Origin of the sequence: Blautia sp. AF26-2, assembly GCF_003460955.1 — a bacterium.
GTDB lineage: Bacteria > Bacillota > Clostridia > Lachnospirales > Lachnospiraceae > Fusicatenibacter > Fusicatenibacter saccharivorans.
Window position 1 is genome coordinate 263,635 of the sequence record NZ_QTWD01000002.1, and the last position, 17,335, is coordinate 280,969.

The window sequence follows — 17,335 nt, forward strand, 5'->3', positions numbered from 1 at the left end:
ACCATGGACAAAGTAACAGAATGTCTGGATGCGCTCATCGAAGAAATGAGGGAGAGCAGGGCATATCAGAATTACTTGTGGATGGAAGAGGAACTTGAAAAAGACCCGGACTTAAAAAGCCGGGTCGATGACTATCGAATCCGCAATTATCGACTGCAGCAGTCAGAAAACGTAGACCTCTACGACGCCGTAGATTCCCTCGAGCGGGATTCCTACGCACTCCGCAAAAGCGAGAAAGCAAACGCCTATCTTGAAGCGGAACTCGAGGTCTGTAAGATGGTACAGAAGGTGCAGGACTGCATTTCAGAGGCAATCCGCATCGGAGTACCGGAAATCTAAAACCGAAAATCAAAAGGAGAGCGCCCATGTCCGAAAAGAAAAGGGATGCCGGATACCGCGCAGCGCTGACAGGTGCGAAAGGAACCGTGCGCCTGCTCATTTACGTCTGCGTGATTCTTGTGATCATTCTGGCAGCGAAAACTTCATATCAGTTTGGACATGACGTGTTTGCCGAGGAGCCAGTCGCATCCAGAGGAAAAGGAAAGGAGGTCACCGTACAGGTGCGTTCCGGCGTGGAGGCGAAAGAACTTGGCGAACTCCTGAAAGACAACGGACTGATCGACGAAAGCCTTCTGGTTTTCGAAGTCCAGTACCGCCTGTCCGGCTACTACGGCGGCATCAAGGACGGTTCCTACGTGCTGAACACCGCACAGACCGTCGATGAAATGCTGGAAATTCTGGCGGGCGTCAACACCGAAGGACAGCCGTCCGCGGAATAACGCACGTTTGCAAAACAAGAGGAATCTTACATGATAATAGACGAACGAATGGTAACCTACATCAATTCCCTGGACACCGGCCACACCCCGTTTCTGGAAAATCTGGAGCGGACGGCCAAACAGGACCGGGTGCCGATCATTCGCCGTGAAATGCAGAGCTTTTTAAAAGTATTCTTAAAGATGAAACAGCCAAAGAGAATCCTGGAGGTAGGAACTGCCGTAGGATTCTCTGCTGTTTTCATGGCACAGTACGGTGAAGCGGACGCAGAGATTACCACAATAGAAAATTACGAAAAACGCATCCCGATCGCACGGGAGAACTTCGAAAAATCCGGCTTCGCCGACCGCATCACGCTGATCCCGGGAGACGCTGCAGAAGTCTTAAAAACCCTGGACGGCCCGTACGATTTTATCTTTATGGACGCCGCTAAGGGACAGTACATCCACTTCCTGCCGGAAGTCCTGCGTGTCCTTGACAAGAACGGCGTACTGATCACCGACAACGTGCTGCAGGACGGCGACATCATCGAATCCCGCTTCGCCGTGGAACGCCGGAACCGCACGATCCACAAACGGATGCGGGAATACTTATTTGAACTGACACACAATGAAGGGCTGCTGACATCGGTCGTGCCGCTGGGAGATGGAATCGCGATCACGATGAAAAGCCATGAGAAGAGAGAGGAAACAACATGAGAAAACCGGAATTACTGGTTCCAGCCAGCAGTCTGGAAGTATTAAAAGTAGCAGTGATCTTCGGCGCAGATGCCGTATATATCGGCGGAGAAGTCTTCGGACTTCGGGCGAAGGCGAAGAACTTTTCGATGGAAGATATGAAAGAAGGTGTGGAGTTTGCGCATGCGCATGGAGTGAAAGTGTATGTCACCGCGAATATTCTGGCACATAACCAGGATCTGGAGGGCGTACGCGCTTACTTTGCCGAATTAAAAGAGATCGGACCGGACGCGCTCATCATCTCCGATCCGGGCGTGTACCGCATCGCCATGGAGGTATGCCCGGAAATCGAGCGGCATATCAGTACTCAGGCAAACAATACGAACTACGGAACGTATCAGTTCTGGTACGAGCAGGGCGCAAAGCGCGTTGTGACGGCAAGAGAGCTGTCCCTGGAAGAAATCCGGGAAATCCGGGAGCATATTCCGGAGGAGATGGAGATCGAGACGTTTATTCATGGGGCGATGTGTATTTCGTACTCGGGAAGATGTCTGCTGTCCAATTATTTCACGGGAAGAGATGCGAACCAGGGCGCCTGCACCCATCCGTGCCGGTGGAAGTATGCGGTCGTGGAAGAGTCCAGACCGGGGGAGTATCTGCCGGTGTATGAGAATGAGAGAGGAACTTATATCTTTAACTCGAAAGATCTTTGTATGATTGAGCATATCCCGGATTTGCTGGATGCGGGGATTGACAGTTATAAGATTGAAGGAAGAATGAAGACGGCGCTGTATGTGGCGACGGTGGCAAGGACGTATCGGAAGGCGATTGATGATTATCTGGAGAGCCCTAAGAAGTATGAGGAGAATATGGAGTGGTATCGGGATCAGATCTCGAACTGTACGTACAGGCAGTTTACTACGGGATTTTTCTATGGAAAGCCGGATCATGAGAGCCAGATTTATGATAGTAATACGTATGTGAAGGAGTATACGTATCTGGGGATTGTTGGGGAGAAGAATGAAAAAAGCAGATATGCGATTGAGCAGAGGAATAAGTTTTCGGTTGGGGAAGAGATTGAAGTGATGAAACCGGATGGGGAGAATGTCTGCGTTACGGTGAAGGGGATCTGGGATGATGAAGGGAACCAGATGGAGAGTGCGCCGCATCCGAAGCAGAAATTGTGGATTGATCTTGGCGTGGAATTGGATAGGTTTGATATTTTGAGAAGGAAAGAAATGGAATAGGATAGGAAAATAAAAGGGATTAGGAACGTGTCATTTTCGAAGGGTTGCTAATCCTTTTTTTGCGCGAATAGAGATCATGTAAAATAATGGTAATGATAAAAGAAACAAATAGGAAAAAGTTCGACATTCTGTGAAGAAAGTTGCTTCATAATGTTTACAAACTGGAGCAAATAAGCTAGAATATACATGATATTATTGGACTAAGGCTAAATGCTGTTTTAATAGGCCATAAGTCACAAAAATATGTTAAGTATCATTACAAACGGAATGTATATAACTGGCAATGTCTAGGTCTAATTCTCCGGAAAAATAGAATGGTCAGGGGTGGAGTCATAAAAACATAGATTTTAGCAATACGTGAGCTTTTCGCTACACCCTGATACAGAAAAATGAGAGTTTGCGTAGAGATATGTATACCTCTAATTAACCGGAAATATTGCATGAGAATGGAGTGAAAAAATCACTTAATGAAATTTTTTTGTCATAGTAAACAACAAAATTTTAAAAATCACTCAATAAAATATACAAAATGCACTAAAAATTACGTTGCAGCGTCAAACAATGTCTACCTCAAACTTTCAGTGGCGGCATGATGGTCTACGGTGGCGTATAAAACTCATGCAAAATACCCCTACTGCGAGCCTGTTTTATTGCAGAGCAAGAGACGGACATGATACCTTCATTTTTCCGGAGAATTAGAGGTGGAGGTTGAAAGTGTTGAAAAGCCCAAAATCTATTTTTCTGGAAAAGTTTATTGCAGACAAGAGATGGACATGATACCTGCATTTTCTGGAGAATTAGAGGTAGTGAGGGGTAGAGGATTGTTCATGTTGCAACAAGAGCAGGATATGAACTTGTACAGTTTTAACAAAGTAAGTTGGTTTACGGGTTATGACAATAAGGGTCAGCACTTTGAAAAATGGAGAAGTGCGACTGCGAGTTTTGACAATAAGACCTAACACTTTGTCAGTGAGTTGTCCTTAAGGTTTGTACTTCAAAGTTTCAGTTGAGGGAAATCTGAGTGCTGCATCAAAGGGTGTGTACTCAATAAAACTGGGAATTTGTTCAGTTGAAGTGTGAGCAATAGTTAAGCACATCGCTGTGATAAACACATCGAGCTGATTTTTAAGAAGTTAATTACAATCCTGCGGGATGTGTACATATATCCATGCCGATTAAAGGGGTATCGGCAATTCAAAAAAGAGTGAGAGGAATATAGCGGAATGCCTAATAAGAAAAATCTTTTGATCTACGCTCATTACTATATTCCAGATACTGCGTCAACGGGGCAGATTCTCCGTGAGCTGGCGGAGGGTATGCTGGATAAGTTCAACATTACGGTCATCTGCGTGGTGCCGAGTTACTTAGGAACTATCGAAGAAAAATACAAGACGCAGAAATATTACGAAGAAGAAATCAACGGTGTGAAAGTCCTGCGAATCCGAGTGCCGGAGTTCAGCAAGACCAACAAGAAAAGCCGTGTGAAGAACATTGTTTCCTATTTCTTTGGGGCAATGAGTGCGACATTCAAGGTCGGAAAGCAGGACTATGTGTTCTCTATTTCCCAGCCGCCTATCCTCGGCGGCCTGCTGGGTGTTTGGGGAAAATGGGTAAAACACGCTAAGTACATCTATAACATTCAGGACTTCAACCCGGAGCAGGTGCTGGCTGTTGGTTACACCAAGAGCAAATTTGTGACCGATGCCATGATGTGGTTTGACAAGTTCAGCTGCAAGAGAAGTGACTTGATCATCACCGTTGGCAGGGATCTGGTTGAGACGGTAGTGGGGCGGTTCAAGGGCAAGAAAGTCCCTAAGACTGTCATGATCAACAACTGGATCGATGAGAATGAGATCTATCCGCTGGATGAGAGTAATGAAAAGGTTCTGGCCTTCAAGAAGAAGTACGGTCTGGATGGCAAATTTGTCATCATGTATTCCGGCAACATCGGTTTGTACTATGACCTAGAGAATCTAATTAAAGTGGTCGGAAAATTTGGTGCCGATACAAAGACCGCAGATGGTCGAGAAGTCGTATTTGCCTTTGTAGGTGCTGGTTCTGTACTGAAAACACTGGAAGACTATGTGTCCGAGCATCACATGGAGAATGTGACCTTTATTCCGTACCAGGACAAAGCTGACTTGATTTATAGTCTGAACGCTGGTGATGTTCACTGGTGTGTGAACGCGAAAGGTATTAAAGGCGTGAGCTGCCCGTCAAAAGCATACGGAATAATGGCCGCTTCGAAGCCCATTTTAGGGGTCTTGGAATCTGGATCTGAGATCCGCTGCATCATTGAGGACACAAAGGGTGGCCTGTGCTGTGAGCCGGGCGAGTATGACAAGGTTGCGGAAAATATCCGGTGGTTTATTGACAATGCTGGCGGTGAAGAGCTGAAAGCAATGGGGGCCAGAAGCCGGGAAAACCTTGAGAAAAATCTAACTAGAAACGTAAGTGTACAGAAGTATGCAGAAGAAATTCTGAAGCTGTAAAGGAGGCGAGAGGGAATGAACAGTAACTGGTTCAAGCTGGTTATGAAGATGACAAAAGTTGAATATGGAAAGAACCTCTTGCTGAAGGGCGTGCCAATCATTTTCAACAAGGGCGGTGCCAAGCTGAAGATTGGCGAGAATGTCACGATTAAGAGCAGCTTCCTCAGCAATCTGGTGGGCCTTTACAGCCGGACGATTATTGTTACTCGCGCACCAGGTGCAGAGATTGAAATCGGAGATAACGTTGGTATAAGTGGAGCAACGATTTACGCCCGCAAGAAGATCATGATTGGTGAGAATACCTGCATCGGCGGTAACTGTAAAATTCTGGACAACGACTTCCATCCTATCGAAGCTGAAACCAGAAATAAACTGCTTCGAGATGAAAATGGTGGTGACAGTAATTTGGTGCCAAGCAGAGAAATCAAAATCGGCAAGAACTGCTTCATCGGGTGCAATAGCATAATCCTGAAAGGCACAGTGCTGGGCGATGGCTGCGTTGTCGGTGCCGGTGCTGTGGTAGCTGGGAAATTTGAAGATAACTGTGTGATTGTGGGAAATCCGGCGAGGGTTATTAAGAGGCTGGAGGGCAATAGTTGATGAAGAAAATATGCTTTATTGCTCAGTTTCCTCCTCCGATGCATGGATTATCTAAGGCAGTTGAAACTCTTTACAATTCAAATTTGAATTCCGAGTTTGATCCACATGGAGAATTTGAATTTGAAAAGGTGGATATTACTAACAATAAGAACTTTATAAAAAATCTCCTGAAGATAAGTTGTAGTAAAGCAGATTTGTTTTACTTTACAATCAGCCAAACTAAGGGCGGGAATCTTCGGGACTTAGTTATTTTTAAGCTGTTGGAATTGCAACACAAGAAATGTTTGATTCATCTCCACGGCGGTTACTATCGTCAATTAGTTGATAACGATATGGCCAGCTGGCAACGCAAAGCAAATTATAAAGCCATCAAAAAACTCTCTGGTGTAATTGTTTTGTCAAAGTCTCTAAAGAAGATTTTTGAAGGGATGATTGATGATGATAAGATTTTTGTCGTAGAAAACTGCGTTGATGATCAGTATTTGCTCACAGACCAAGAAATCGAAAAAAAGCTGAAAGCATTAGAAAATGAAAAAGTTCTTCATGTTCTTTGGCTGAGCAACTTTATTAGAAGTAAGGGATATCCATTCGTTCTTGAAATGGCAAAAGCCGAAAAAGAGCGTGTAGACGCTGGTGGAGAGAAAAGATTCCATTTTGATTTTGCAGGCAAGTTCTTTGAAGGCAGTGAAAAAGATTACTTTGAAAGCTATATAAAAGAAAATAAGCTGGAGGAGTATGTTACATATCATGGGATTGTAGGTGGCGAACAGAAGAGAGAACTTCTGAAAAAATGCTATCTTTTTGCACTGCCAACTCGATATCCCAACGAGGGCCAGCCTATTAGTATTCTGGAAGCAATGGGTAATGGAATGTTTATTATTACAACAGATCATGCTGGTATTCCAGATATTGTGGAAGACGGTGTGAATGGAATTGTGATGAAGAAGTGCGATGTAAAACATATTTATGGAAGACTGTACGAGCAAAACGAGATGATAGGCAGTATATGCCAAGTGAATAGAGAATATTGTGAAAAAAATCACTCGGAAAACGTATATTTGCAAGCAATGAAATATTGTTTTGATATGGTTTAGAAATGTTAGAACAATTAGGTGAGAAGGAAAGACATCGTGATTGATAGAAGACGGCTAATAAAAATTCATCATCAAAGGAGGTGCCGTGCATGATATATCTATCGATTTTTAGTGTTGCAATATTGTGTACGGCATTAGCAGAATGGGCTGACCATAAAAAGATGGTTACTTTTTCATTAATGCTATCAATATGTGCAATTTTAGTACTGGCGATATTGGGAGGATTGCGTGATAAAACAATTGGAACAGATGTGCTGTATTATGTGAAAGGAAATTATGATTTGGCTGTTAGGTCGACAGCATTCACCAAATATTGTGCATCTGTATATGCAAAGGAACCACTATATTTATTGTGTGTCTATATAGTTGCAAAAATATTTGAAAATTTTCAAGTCCTGCTGTTTATACTTCAGCTTATCACAGTAGGGTGTGTATATTGTGCATTGTGGAGAATGCGAGATTCGGTGTCACCATGGTTTGCACTTCTTGTATATTGTGCATTGTATTATAATGACTCATTTAATATGGTGCGTCAGCATATGGCCATGGCGATTGTTTTACTTGGAAGCACATTCATCGTTGAAGAAAAATACAAAAAGAGTATTTTCTGCACGATTATTGCAACTTTGATTCATTTTCCAGCAGCTATTTCGTTGCTGAATATATGTTTATATGGTTATTTACAGAAGAAAAAGGTGAAAAAAAATGTAAGCATTCGAGAACTTGCTTTATTTGTTGTGGCAATTGTAGGAGTTTTAGGTGTTAAAACATGGAGTCAAGTCCTTATAAAATTTGGTCTGCTTAGTTCGAGATATTTATATTACTTTTCACATGAAAGTACATCAGGGCATTATCTGGACACTTTGATTTATTTGATTGAAATTTGTTATTTAATTGCAAATTCAAAAATGCTGTCAAAAAGAATGAAAAATTATAATTTCTATAAATTGATAGCATTATTTAATGTCATCTTTTTACAGTTGGCCTTATTCATGAATTATGGACATCGAATTAGTTTATATTTTGGAATTGTAAATGTAATGACAATTGGTCAAATTCCGAAGACTATATATAAAGCATCAAATCGAATGATAACCTATCTAATTGTAGTTGTAATAGCATTGAGTTATTGGCTTAGAATTTATTATTTTGGAGGAGTATCGAATACGATCCCATACATATTTTATAATCGGTGAGGATGCAGGATAATGATAAAGAAAACAGAAAATGAAATTATGGGGAACTGGGAGAAGACGCCAGTGGTTTCAATTAAATGTTTAGCATACAATCATGAAAAATATATTGCGGATGCATTGGATTCTTTTTTGATGCAGAAAACGACTTTTCCATTTGAGATTATTGTTCATGATGATGCATCAAAAGATAGAACAGCATCTATAATTTCGGAATATCAAAAGGCTTTTCCACATATTGTTAAGCCAATCTATGAAAAGGAAAATCAATATTCAAAAGGTTCTGGAATAATGAACAGAATCATAGATGAACAAATTACAGGGGAATATGTGGCTTTATGCGAGGGTGATGACTATTGGACAAATGAAGATAAATTGCAATTGCAGTTTGATGCAATGGAAAAGCATCCGAAAGTTGATATCTGTGCTCATGCTGTAAGAAAAATTAATGCAGCATCTGGAAAAGTCCTTGGGATAATTAGTCCGCAAAAAGAAAGTGGTGTAATATCTGTAAGCCGGGTAATTGCAGGTGGTGGTGGATTTGTTGGAACAAATTCGCTGTTTTATAGAAAAAAAGTATTTGATTCTGAGTTGCCCTTTAGAAAACTCTTAGAGATAGATTATACACTGCAGGTTCAAGGGGCTCTTAGAGGGGGAATGTTGTATTTGAATGACTGTATGGCTGACTATAGATTTATGTCGGTAGGGTCATGGTCCGTTCGCTATAATAATGAGGATGTTGTAAATGCGATGAATGTTCGGTGGATTGCGATGACAAACCAATTGGATATTGATACAGATAGAAAGTATCATGACATCATTCAAAGATATATGGATTTAAGGGAAGTTGATAGATTACTGAGATTTAAACATTTTGAAGAATTGAGAAGTTATAAATCTATCTATAAAAAGCTTGAAGGGGAGAGCAGAAAAAAGTATTATGTGATGACGAATTTTCCAAGAATATATACAGCACTTAAAAAGGTTCGAGATAAGGTGAAAAATGGACAATAAGAATGTTGTTAATAATTTTATATGGCGTTTTGCAGAAAGATGTGGTGCGCAGGCGGTAACTTTAATTGTATCTATTGTTCTAGCGCGTATCTTAACACCTGGTGATTTCGGGACAGTGTCATTGGTGATGGTTTTCACCACGATAATGCAGGTCTTTGTGGATAGTGGACTTGGAACGGCACTGATTCAAAAGAAAGATGCTGATGACTTGGATTTTTCATCTGTTTTTTATTTTAACTTTGCAGTGTGTTTGATTCTGTATGCTGTAATGTTTATGGCAGCACCCTTAATCGCAGGATTTTACAACGATACATCCCTTATATTAATCATTCGTGTTATTAGCCTTACAATTATCATTTCTGGAGTAAAGGGCATTCAACAGTCATATGTTTCACGAAATATGCTGTTCAAAAGATTTTTCTTTGCAACGCTAGGGGGAACAATTTTTTCAGCATTTCTTGGAATTGGTATGGCATATGCTGGATGTGGTGTGTGGTCCATTGTTGCACAACAACTTTCAAATACAGCAATCGATACCTTGATTCTTTGGGTTACAGTGAAATGGCGCCCTAAGAAGCTGTTTTCGTGGAAACGCCTAAAAGGCTTACTTTCCTATGGGTGGAAGCTGTTGATATCTTCTCTTTTGGATACAGTGTACAACAATTTGCGAAACTTAATCATTGGCAAAATATATACGTCAGCTGATTTGGCTTACTATAATCAAGGAGATAAATTTCCAAAGGTTATAGTGACTAATATAAATGCTTCAATTGATAGCGTATTATTACCATCGATGGCAGGAGAACAAGACCATCGCGATCGGGTTAAGAGCATGACCCGTCGTGCCATAAAAACTAGTACATACATTATGGCACCATTGATGATGGGACTAATGTTCTGTGCTGAGCCGGTGGTTAAGTTGCTTTTGACCGATAAGTGGCTACCGTGTGTACCTTACTTAAGAATTTTCTGCTTCACATATATGTTTTGGCCTATACACACTGCAAATCTTAATGCTATCAAAGCTATGGGACGAAGTGACCTTTTTCTTAAGTTGGAAATTGTAAAGAAAATAATGGGTTTAACGTTATTGTTGCTTACAATGAGAATTAGCGTTATGGCAATGGCGTATAGCTTGATAGTTTCGGGCATATGTAGTCAGGTCATAAACTCATGGCCTAATTGGAAATTGCTTAATTACAATTATTTTGAACAGCTGAGAGATATACTTCCATCAATTATTATTGCCTTAATCATGGGCATTATAGTCTATTTCGTAGGATTTCTGCGACTGCCAACTATTGTAATATTGCTTATTCAGGTGCTTACAGGTGCCGCAATTTATATCGGAGTGTCTGCATTATTGCATCTGGAGGAATTTGAATATCTATTTGAAATGGTTAAATCGTTTCTAAAAAGATGAGGAGGTTTGAAATTATGGAGAACAAAATTTTGGTTACACGGTCATCAATGCCAGAGCTTGATGAGTACATGAACGAGATTACATCTATGTGGGATAGTCATTGGCTTACCAATATGGGCCCGAAGCACAAGGAACTTCAGGCAAATCTATGTGACTACTTGGGTGTTGATAATATTGACCTTTTGACAAATGGTCACATGGCATTGGAACTCACTCTGCAGGCTATGAATTTGCAGGGGGAAGTTATCACGACGCCATTTACTTTTGCATCCACAACTCATGCGATTGTTCGTAATGGATTGACCCCTGTGTTTTGCGATATTGACCCAGATACCTATTGCATGGACGCAAGCAAAATAGAAAAGTTGATTACTGATCGTACCTGCGCAATTATGCCGGTTCATGTGTACGGCAATGTTTGTAATATTGAAGAGATTGAACGCATTGCGCATAAATATGAGCTTAAAGTTATTTATGATGCAGCGCATACGTTTGGCGAAACATACAAAGGAAAGGGAATTGGCTCTTTCGGTGATGCATCTTGCTTTAGCTTCCACGCTACAAAGGTATTTAATAGTATCGAAGGCGGTGCTGTTTGCTATAAAGATAAGCAGCTGGGAGCTAAACTCTATGAATTGAAGAACTTTGGTATCCACGGGCCAGAAGAAGTACCTGCTGTTGGCGCAAATGCAAAAATGAATGAATTCTGTGCAGCAATGGGACTTTGCAACCTTCGTCATGTTGATGAGGAAATTGCAAAGCGCAAGGCTGTGGTTGAAAGATATCGCGAACGACTGAATGGTGTGGATGGGATCCAACTTAACTGTATTCAGAATGATGTAAAGAGTAATTATGCCTATTTCCCAGTCGTGTTTGAGGAAAAATTGTTTGGCGCGAGCCGTGCAGAAGTATTTGATAAATTGGCGGAAAACGGAATTGGAGCCAGAAAGTATTTTTACCCTCTGACCAATACATTTGAGTGTTTCCATGGAAAGTATGATGTTACGAAGACACCTGTTGCCTTGCATATCAGCAAACGAGTACTTACGTTGCCTTTGTATGCTGATTTGGCACTGGAGGACGTAGATAGAATCTGTGATATTATTTTGAGTTGTAAATACTAAGGAGGGAATAACGTGAAAAAATTGATGGTCTTGGGAGGATCGCGCTATGCACTCCCGGTAATTAAAGCGGCGCATGATCTTGGAATTTACGTGATCACTTGTGACTATCTGCCAGATAATATTGCGCACAAGTATTCTGACGAATATTGCAATGTCAGCATCATCGACAAGGAAAAGACGCTTGAGGCGGCAAAGAAGTTGAATATTGATGGCATCATGTCCTTTGCCTGTGATCCTGGTGTTATTACAGCGGCATATGTGGCTGAACAGATGGGATTGCCCAATGTGGGACCCTATGAATCAGTTTGCATTCTGCAAAACAAAAGTAAGTTCCGCGAATTTCTGACGCAGAATGGCTTTACTGTTCCGACTGCAAAAGGCTACAAGAATATTGATGATGCATTGAAGGATGTCGGGATGTTCCATTGGCCGGTAATCGTCAAGCCTACGGATTCGGCTGGAAGTAAAGGTGTGACTCGTGTGGATGATCCCAAGGATTTGGAAAAAAGCATCCATTATGCACTCTCATATTCTCATTCGGACGAATTTATTATTGAGGATTTTATTACGCAGCATGGCTATTCGTCCGACACAGATAGCTTCTCTATCGATGGCGAGTTGAAGTTTGTATCCTTTGATTGCCAGCGATTTGACCGGGAGGCAAAGAACCCGTACACACCGGCAGCGTATAGCTGGCCGTCCTCAATGACTGCGGAGCATCAGGAAGAACTAAAAAATGAGATTCAGCGTCTTCTCAAATTGCTGAAGATGAAAACTGCAGTTTACAATATTGAAACGCGCGAAGGAACTGACGGTAAAGCGTATATTATGGAACTGTCCCCTCGTGGCGGTGGAAATCGTCTGGCAGAATGTTTGCGCTACGCAACCGGTGTGGACATGATTACGAACATGGTGAAGTATTCGGTTGGCTTACAAATTGATGAAATCCAGCAGAAGCCCTATAACGGTTGCTGGGCCGAAATTATTCTTCATAGCGATAAGCCGGGTGTCTTTAAGGAACTTTGGATTTCGGATGAGATCGCAGAAAATGTAGTGGAGAGGGATCTTTGGATTGAAGAAGGCACCACTGTTGGAGGATTTGAAGCGGCCAATGAAGCAATTGGTACACTGGTTCTCAGATTTGACAGTCAAGAGAGGATTGAAGAAGTTCTCGGCAACCAGAATAAATATGTAAATGTTGTATTAAAGTAATTACCAGAAAGGAAGGCACAATGAAAAAAATCGTTGTATTTGGTGCTAGTGGTGATACCGGACAGTATTTTATAAAGTATTTCTTAGAGCACTATAAGGATGAAGAATATCAAATTGTTGCAACAGGTACTCGCGAAACAGATTATTTTGACCAATTAAATGTTCCGTATTATCGGGTGGATATCACAAATAAAGATGAGTTCTCAAAACTGCCAAACGATGTTTATGCCGTGGTTGATCTTGCGGGCGCGATGCCTGCGAGAATGAAAGGATACAATCCTTATAAGTATATCGATGTAAACATTACTGGCAATCTGAACATATTAGAATATTGTAGAAAAAACAATGCGGATCGTATTTTGTTTGCGCAGAGCTTTGGTGATATAAAAGATTATGGAGACAAGAATCCGCTTTTAAGAGTGGATTTGCCGCGCAAATTCAGCTTCACGACAGATCATACTATTTATGTTATGTCTAAAAACTTTGCGGTAGATATGATTGAAAACTACCATCAAATGTATGGACTGAAGAGATTTATCTTTAGATTGCCGACAATCTATCTCTACTCGCCGGTAGACACGTTTTATGTGGATGGAGTAGAAAGAAAAATTGGATATAGGCTTCTAATTGATAGAGCAATAGCAGGAGAGCCTATTGAAGTGTGGGGCAATTCAAGCCGCGTAAAAGATATGGTCTATGTCAAAGATTTTTGCCAAATGCTATATAAGGCATTGTTTGTGAACCGTAATTGTGGATATTACAATGTTGGTACAGGCGTTGGCACTTCGCTTTTAGACCAAATTAAGGGAATGATTGATGTATTTGGAGAAAACGGTAAGAAGTCTAACATTATAATGCGACCGGATAAGCCTAATGCGCCGCAATATATTATGGATATAACACCGGCCATACAAGAACTAGGGTATCATCCTCAATATAACTATTTAGAAATGCTGCAGGATTTCAAGAAGGAAATGCAACTTCATAAAATAAATGGGGGGGTACAGATATAATGTAATCTGTCTCTTTGCTGCACCTCAAATGGAGAGTGCAGCATGAGAGAAATTGGTGGATTTTTAGAGCTGGAAAATAATCGTGGTCACGAATTCCATGAAAATAGTATCGCTTTAAATAGTGGTCGAAATTGTCTTCGCTTTTTGCTCCGTGCAAGAGAAATCAGAAGAATTTGGCTCCCCAAATTATTGTGTTCTGCAATATCAGAAACGTGTGAAGAAGAAAATGTAGAAATTGAATATTATCCAGTGAATGGCCAATTAAAGCCAATATTGACTTCTGTTCCGGGCAACGAATGGATATATTTGATAAATTATTATGGGCAATATAGTGATACGGAAATCTCTTCTTATTGTAGGCAGTATAGGAATGTGATTGTTGATAATGCGCAAGCATTCTATTCACAGCCCATAGTAGGTGTGGACACAATATATACTTGTAGAAAGTTTTTTGGGGTACCGGATGGTGGGTATCTCTATACGACTTGCAAATACAAAAAAGAATTAGCAGAGGATGAATCATTTGAGAGACTGCAGTTTCTTGCAGGGAGATTCGAACGCTCAGCGCAAGAATTCTACGGTGCTTATCGAAATAATGAAGAAGTGATAGACAAGCTTCCACTGAAGGCTATGTCGAAAATCACACATAATCTTCTGCGTGGTGTTGATTATGCGGTCGATGCTAGTATTCGAGAAAGAAATTTCGGCTACTTGCATCAAAAGCTTAAAGCAATCAATCAAATTGAAGTCACATTGCCAGCGGGACCATATATGTACCCTTTCTATACAAAAAATGGAGTAAATCTTCGACAACAGTTACAGAGAGAAAAAATATATATCCCAGTACTGTGGCCTAATGTAAAAGAAAATATCTATAATTCGGATGTTGAATATCAGTTGGCAGATAATATTCTACCATTGCCTTGCGATCAGCGATATACAACTGAGGATATGGACTATATGATTGAAAAAATACTAAGATTGGAGACTTTTTGACCATGAAGAAAATTGTTATCTTTGGTGCAACTGGAAATGTGGGCGCCTATGTCCACAAATATGCGTGTGAATATTTTAAAGGAAAGTATGAGGTGATTGCATCAGGTCATCGCCAGACGGATTTCTTTGAAAAGCAGGGACAAAAGTATGTTTCCGTAGATATCAGCAATCCAGAGGAATTCGATAAGCTTCCACAAGATGATGTGTATGCGGTTATTGATCTTGCTGCACAGATTCCGTCTTACATGAAAGGATATCAGCCAGAGAAATATGTAAAGTCGAACATTATGGGGGCATATAATGTCCTTGAATATTGCCGGAAAGTTCATGCTGACCGAATTCTGTTTTCGACAACGGTATTCGATATTTCGCTCTCAGCAACAAATGGCGCGGTTCTGAAGCCTGATATGCCGTATAATTTTAGCTATAAGGGCGATCATGCGGTTTATGTTATCACAAAAAATACCGCGATTGAGTTTATGAAGCATTACTACGAAGAGTATGGATTGAAGTATTTTGTGTTCCGGTTCCCGACGATTTATAACTATAGTCCGTACCACTATTATCATCCGAATGGAGTAAAGACACTTCGCCCGGTTTATCGAATGATTGATTTGGCTATGAAAGGTGACCCGATTGAACTTTGGGGCAATCCGAACTATGCCAAGGATATGGTTCATGTTTATGATTGTGCCCAAATGATTTGTAAAGCTGTTGAGGTTGACCGTGACCATGGCTGGTATAATGTTGGAACTGGTGTCCCTGTAACGTTACAGCATCAAATTGAAACGATCATTAAAGTGTTTTCTCCGAAAGATCATCCCTCCAAAATCGTTTATCGTCCTGATAAACCGGCTGGCGGTGGATTTCTTATGGACGTGACCAACGCAAAAGAGGAATTAGGCTACGAGCCGAAATATGATGTAGAGGCATTGTTTAGAAACTATAAGGAAGAGATGGAAGTCAATCGATTTAAAGAGCTTCGTGGAGAGTAAAAATATTATAAGCCTGCACTGTTATGGTGCAGGTTGCTACTCGAATTTTGCACACCTCTTCGTGGTGAGTAGTAGAAAACGACACTTGACGTTAATCAAGTGCGGCGAAGATGCAATTTAATTAGATGCCAGAAAATATAATTTGGACAATAAAATCAAATCGTTTTGTAACTGATGGAGGAGAAAAATTAACATGGATACTGAGACTTTGCGAAGGGTTCAACTCGCACAGCTAGAGATTGCAAAAGAAATAAAGCGAGTATGTGATGAAAATAACATCAAGTACTTTTTGGATTCCGGAACATTGCTTGGCGCAGTTCGCCATAAAGGTTTTATCCCTTGGGATGATGACATGGATATTGGGATGCTTCGAGATGAGTATGAAAAGTTCATTCGAATTGCGCCCGAAAAGCTAGACGAAAACTATTTTTTGCAAACATGGAAAAGCGATGAAAATTATCCACACGCGTATGCAAAAGTGAGAAAACTTGGAACAGTATATATAGAGAATGTTTCACAGAATAGTGGAGCACATAATGAGCTATTTGTTGATGTGTTTCCATATGACGCATATCCGGATTCTGAGTCTGACAGATATAGTCATGGCAGACAGGTGATGCTTTACCGATATGCGCTACAAATGAAAAATCATGTCAAGCCATGGGTTAGACACAAAAAATTATGGAAACGCATACTCGGAGAAATAAAGTATCTCCCGTATATTATTTTTTCGCTGACTCAAAATAGAAGTACTTTGATTAAAAATGCTGATGCTATAAATAAAAAATATAATGATCAGAAAACACAATATTATTATGAAGCAACTGGGGCAACACCATACGGAAAGTGGATTATTCCTACGAAATGCTTTGATAAATTGAGTACAGCAATATTTGAGGATACAGAATTTTCGGTTCCAGAGGATTCTGACCTGTATCTGCGCACGGCTTATGGTGACTATATGCAACTTCCACCGATAGAAAAACGCGGAAATCAGCACCAGATTATAGAGTTGAAGTTATAAAGGAGGAAATATTAAATGAAGAAGTATCATATTGGATATACATGTGGAGTATTTGATCTTTTCCATGTGGGACATCTGAACCTTTTGGAAAGATGCAAAGAAATGTGCGATATTCTTATTGTTGGTGTTTGTGATGATAAGTATGTTACTGAAATCAAGAAAAAGCAGCCTGTTTACCCAGAAGATCAAAGAATGCGAATTTTGAATGCTCTAAAAGTTGTAGACAGAGCCGAGTTGGTAACGATTGAAGAAACCGATGACAAAATGTTGGCGCTAAAGAAATTTGGATTTGATGTTCTGTTCTCTGGAGATGACTGGAAGGGATCTGAGCGTTATATGCGTACAGAAAAGCAGTTCGCAGAGTATGGGGCCTCAATTGAGTATTTGCCATATACGCATGGAATAAGCACTACAGAAATTAAAGAAAAAATGAAAGAACAGAAAGTATAATCGA

At 40.7% G+C, this 17,335-nt stretch carries 18 protein-coding genes; all 18 read left to right on the forward strand.

Annotated features, from left to right (window positions below):
* Positions 1-3 precede the first annotated feature (3 nt).
* On the forward strand, positions 4-339 hold the full coding sequence (locus tag DWY63_RS04075) for a YlbF family regulator (RefSeq protein ID WP_158568317.1): 336 nt from the start codon (positions 4-6) through the stop codon (positions 337-339).
* A gap of 26 nt (positions 340-365) precedes the next feature.
* Positions 366-779, forward strand: a complete 414-nt coding sequence (locus tag DWY63_RS04080) for a solute-binding protein (RefSeq protein ID WP_117801406.1) — start codon at positions 366-368, stop codon at positions 777-779.
* 30 nt (positions 780-809) lie between these two features.
* The gene (locus DWY63_RS04085) at positions 810-1,475 is read left to right on the forward strand and encodes an O-methyltransferase (RefSeq protein ID WP_117801407.1); all 666 of its coding nucleotides are present in this window, start codon (positions 810-812) and stop codon (positions 1,473-1,475) included.
* Positions 1,472-2,701: a peptidase U32 family protein gene (locus tag DWY63_RS04090; protein WP_117801408.1), complete on the forward strand. Its 1,230-nt coding sequence runs from the start codon at positions 1,472-1,474 to the stop codon at positions 2,699-2,701. Before DWY63_RS04085 ends, DWY63_RS04090 begins: the two co-directional genes overlap by 4 nt.
* Positions 2,702-3,402: 701 nt before the next feature.
* Positions 3,403-3,660, forward strand: a complete 258-nt coding sequence (locus tag DWY63_RS04095; RefSeq protein WP_117801409.1) for a hypothetical protein — start codon at positions 3,403-3,405, stop codon at positions 3,658-3,660.
* Positions 3,661-3,924: 264 nt separating this feature from the next.
* Positions 3,925-5,193 carry a glycosyltransferase family 4 protein gene (locus DWY63_RS04100; protein WP_117801410.1) on the forward strand — a complete coding sequence of 423 codons (1,269 nt, stop codon included), beginning with the start codon at positions 3,925-3,927 and terminating at the stop codon, positions 5,191-5,193.
* A 15-nt stretch (positions 5,194-5,208) separates the two neighbouring features.
* Complete coding sequence (locus DWY63_RS04105) at positions 5,209-5,793, forward strand: acyltransferase (protein ID WP_117801411.1); 585 nt, start codon at positions 5,209-5,211, stop codon at positions 5,791-5,793.
* Positions 5,793-6,887 (forward strand): glycosyltransferase family 4 protein, encoded by a 1,095-nt coding sequence (locus DWY63_RS04110; protein WP_117801412.1) that lies wholly within the window; start codon positions 5,793-5,795, stop codon positions 6,885-6,887. Before DWY63_RS04105 ends, DWY63_RS04110 begins: the two co-directional genes overlap by 1 nt.
* Before the next feature lie 89 nt (positions 6,888-6,976).
* Positions 6,977-8,083, forward strand: a complete 1,107-nt coding sequence (locus DWY63_RS04115) for an EpsG family protein (RefSeq protein ID WP_117801413.1) — start codon at positions 6,977-6,979, stop codon at positions 8,081-8,083.
* 12 nt (positions 8,084-8,095) lie between these two features.
* A complete protein-coding gene (locus DWY63_RS04120) occupies positions 8,096-9,094 on the forward strand; it encodes a glycosyltransferase family 2 protein (RefSeq protein WP_117801414.1) in 999 nt (332 codons plus the stop codon).
* Positions 9,084-10,517, forward strand: a complete 1,434-nt coding sequence (locus DWY63_RS04125; RefSeq protein WP_117801415.1) for a lipopolysaccharide biosynthesis protein — start codon at positions 9,084-9,086, stop codon at positions 10,515-10,517. The genes DWY63_RS04120 and DWY63_RS04125 overlap by 11 nt, the downstream gene beginning before the upstream one ends.
* A gap of 14 nt (positions 10,518-10,531) precedes the next feature.
* Positions 10,532-11,641, forward strand: a complete 1,110-nt coding sequence (locus DWY63_RS04130) for a DegT/DnrJ/EryC1/StrS family aminotransferase (RefSeq protein ID WP_117801416.1) — start codon at positions 10,532-10,534, stop codon at positions 11,639-11,641.
* 12 nt (positions 11,642-11,653) lie between these two features.
* Entirely contained in the window at positions 11,654-12,853 is a 1,200-nt protein-coding gene (locus DWY63_RS04135; RefSeq protein WP_199607178.1) for an ATP-grasp domain-containing protein, read from the forward strand.
* A 20-nt stretch (positions 12,854-12,873) separates the two neighbouring features.
* The gene (locus DWY63_RS04140; protein WP_117801417.1) at positions 12,874-13,866 is read left to right on the forward strand and encodes an NAD-dependent epimerase/dehydratase family protein; all 993 of its coding nucleotides are present in this window, start codon (positions 12,874-12,876) and stop codon (positions 13,864-13,866) included.
* A gap of 42 nt (positions 13,867-13,908) precedes the next feature.
* Complete coding sequence (locus tag DWY63_RS04145; protein ID WP_117801418.1) at positions 13,909-14,862, forward strand: hypothetical protein; 954 nt, start codon at positions 13,909-13,911, stop codon at positions 14,860-14,862.
* Positions 14,863-14,864: 2 nt separating this feature from the next.
* A complete protein-coding gene (locus DWY63_RS04150) occupies positions 14,865-15,857 on the forward strand; it encodes an NAD-dependent epimerase/dehydratase family protein (RefSeq protein ID WP_117801419.1) in 993 nt (330 codons plus the stop codon).
* A 193-nt stretch (positions 15,858-16,050) separates the two neighbouring features.
* Positions 16,051-16,881 (forward strand): LicD family protein, encoded by an 831-nt coding sequence (locus tag DWY63_RS04155; RefSeq protein ID WP_117801420.1) that lies wholly within the window; start codon positions 16,051-16,053, stop codon positions 16,879-16,881.
* Positions 16,882-16,896: 15 nt separating this feature from the next.
* Positions 16,897-17,331 carry an adenylyltransferase/cytidyltransferase family protein gene (locus DWY63_RS04160; protein ID WP_117801421.1) on the forward strand — a complete coding sequence of 145 codons (435 nt, stop codon included), beginning with the start codon at positions 16,897-16,899 and terminating at the stop codon, positions 17,329-17,331.
* The last annotated feature ends 4 nt before the right edge of the window (positions 17,332-17,335 follow it).

Coding starts and splice junctions, on each gene's coding strand:
- DWY63_RS04155 (WP_117801420.1), top strand. CDS start 16,051: ATGGATACTGAGACTTTGCGAAGGGTTCAACTCGCACAGCTAGAGATT.
- DWY63_RS04160 (WP_117801421.1), top strand. CDS start 16,897: ATGAAGAAGTATCATATTGGATATACATGTGGAGTATTTGATCTTTTC.
- DWY63_RS04130 (WP_117801416.1), top strand. CDS start 10,532: ATGGAGAACAAAATTTTGGTTACACGGTCATCAATGCCAGAGCTTGAT.
- DWY63_RS04110 (WP_117801412.1), top strand. CDS start 5,793: ATGAAGAAAATATGCTTTATTGCTCAGTTTCCTCCTCCGATGCATGGA.
- DWY63_RS04120 (WP_117801414.1), top strand. CDS start 8,096: ATGATAAAGAAAACAGAAAATGAAATTATGGGGAACTGGGAGAAGACG.
- DWY63_RS04080 (WP_117801406.1), top strand. CDS start 366: ATGTCCGAAAAGAAAAGGGATGCCGGATACCGCGCAGCGCTGACAGGT.
- DWY63_RS04115 (WP_117801413.1), top strand. CDS start 6,977: ATGATATATCTATCGATTTTTAGTGTTGCAATATTGTGTACGGCATTA.
- DWY63_RS04105 (WP_117801411.1), top strand. CDS start 5,209: ATGAACAGTAACTGGTTCAAGCTGGTTATGAAGATGACAAAAGTTGAA.
- DWY63_RS04125 (WP_117801415.1), top strand. CDS start 9,084: ATGGACAATAAGAATGTTGTTAATAATTTTATATGGCGTTTTGCAGAA.
- DWY63_RS04075 (WP_158568317.1), top strand. CDS start 4: ATGGACAAAGTAACAGAATGTCTGGATGCGCTCATCGAAGAAATGAGG.
- DWY63_RS04140 (WP_117801417.1), top strand. CDS start 12,874: ATGAAAAAAATCGTTGTATTTGGTGCTAGTGGTGATACCGGACAGTAT.
- DWY63_RS04150 (WP_117801419.1), top strand. CDS start 14,865: ATGAAGAAAATTGTTATCTTTGGTGCAACTGGAAATGTGGGCGCCTAT.
- DWY63_RS04085 (WP_117801407.1), top strand. CDS start 810: ATGATAATAGACGAACGAATGGTAACCTACATCAATTCCCTGGACACC.
- DWY63_RS04090 (WP_117801408.1), top strand. CDS start 1,472: ATGAGAAAACCGGAATTACTGGTTCCAGCCAGCAGTCTGGAAGTATTA.
- DWY63_RS04100 (WP_117801410.1), top strand. CDS start 3,925: ATGCCTAATAAGAAAAATCTTTTGATCTACGCTCATTACTATATTCCA.
- DWY63_RS04145 (WP_117801418.1), top strand. CDS start 13,909: ATGAGAGAAATTGGTGGATTTTTAGAGCTGGAAAATAATCGTGGTCAC.